General features: G+C 70.4%; 1 protein-coding gene. It reads left to right on the top strand.

The window, feature by feature from the left end:
- The coding region (locus BLR03_RS23765) for a 2Fe-2S iron-sulfur cluster-binding protein (protein ID WP_139184668.1) at nucleotides 1-1,828 on the top strand (1,828 nt) is incomplete at both ends.

Here is a 1,828-nt window from a genome sequence, read left to right as displayed (position 1 = left end):
CCTGGCGCTTCACCGTGGACGGCGAGGAATTCACGGGACACCCCGGCGACACGCTCGCCTCGGCCCTGCTCGCCAACGGCCGGATCGCCGCCGGCAACTCGCTCTACGAGGGCCGGCCGCGCGGCATCATGTCCGCCGGCGTCGAGGAATCCAACGCCCTGGTCAAGGTTGCCCCCCGGTTCCTGGGCCACGTCGCCGAGTCCATGCTCCCCGCCACCACGGTGTCTCTCGTGGACGGCCTCAGCGCCGAATACCTCAGCGGACTGGGCAAGCTGGATCCGGCCGAGGACCGCGCCGAGTACGACAAGAAATACGTCCACACCGACGTCCTCGTGGTCGGCGGCGGCCCCGCAGGCCTGGCCGCCGCACGCGAAGCGGTCCGCACCGGCGCCCGGGTCATCCTCATTGACGACCAGCCCGAACTTGGCGGCTCGCTGCTGTCCGGACCCACCGCACCCGGACTGGCTGAGTCCATCGAGGGCAAACCGGTCCTGGAATGGGTGGCCAACGTCGAAGCCGAACTCGTGTCGGGCGCCGAATCCACCGTGCTGAACCGCACCACCGCGTTCGGCGCCTACGACGCCAACTACGTCATCGCCGTGCAGAACCGGACCGACCACCTGTCCAGCCCGGCCGCGCCCGGCGTGTCCCGCCAGCGGATCTGGCACATCCGTGCCGCCCAGGTCATCCTGGCCCCGGGCGCCCACGAACGGCCCCTGGTCTTCGAAAACAACGACCGCCCCGGCATCATGCTCGCCTCCGCGGTCCGCAGCTACCTGAACCGCTACGCCGTCGCCGCCGGTTCGCGCGTGGTCATCAGCACCACCAACGACAGCGCCTACGCCCTGGCTGCGGACCTGCAGGCCGCGGGCGTCAAGCTTGAGGCCGTTGTTGACGCCCGCCCGCAGCTGACCGCGGTTGCCGCGGTCGCCGCCGAATCCGGCACCCGGGTACTGATCGGCAGCGCCGTGGCCAACACCACGGCCTCGCAATCCGGCGACGGCCGGCTTAACGCCATCACCGTCCGCAGCATCAACGACGACGGCGAACTCACCTCCGGCGTCGAAGAGATCGCCTGCGATCTGCTGGCCGTCTCCGGCGGCTGGAGCCCGCTGGTGCACCTGCACTCCCAGCGGCAGGGCAAGCTGCGCTGGGACGATGACCTGGCCGCGTTCGTCCCCAGCAGCATCGTCCCCAACCAGCAGACCATCGGCTCCGGCCGCGGCAGCTTCGAACTCGAAGACTGCCTGACCGAGGGCATCTCCGCCGGAGCCGCGGCCGGCATCGCCGCAGGCTTCGACTCCACCACAAATCCGTCCGTGCTCGGCGAGCCGAAGGCCTCCGCCCCGACCCGGCAGCTCTGGCTCGTTCCCGGTCAGACCGGCACCCCGGATGACTGGCACCACCACTTCGTCGACTTCCAGCGAGACCAGTCGGTGGCAGACGTGCTGCGCTCCACCGGGGCCGGCATGCGCTCGGTGGAACACATCAAGCGCTACACCTCGATCAGCACCGCGAACGATCAGGGCAAGACCTCCGGGGTGAACGCGATCGGCGTCATCGCCGCCGCGCTCCGGACAGCCGGCGAAGCGTCCCGCGGCATCGGCGACATCGGCACCACCACCTACCGGGCACCGTTCACCCCGGTGGCGTTCGCGGCCCTGGCCGGCCGCCAGCGCGGCGAACTCTTCGACCCCGCCCGCCTGACCTCCATCCACCCCTGGCACGCCGCACAAGGCGCGCTGTTCGAAGACGTCGGGCAGTGGAAGCGGCCGTGGTACTACCCGCAGGATGGCGAGGACATGGACACCGCGGTCCTGCGCGAATG

The sequence above is a fragment of the Arthrobacter sp. ok909 genome (assembly GCF_900104405.1).
Classification (GTDB): domain Bacteria; phylum Actinomycetota; class Actinomycetes; order Actinomycetales; family Micrococcaceae; genus Arthrobacter; species Arthrobacter humicola.
This window is presented reverse-complemented; position numbering and strand designations above follow the sequence as displayed.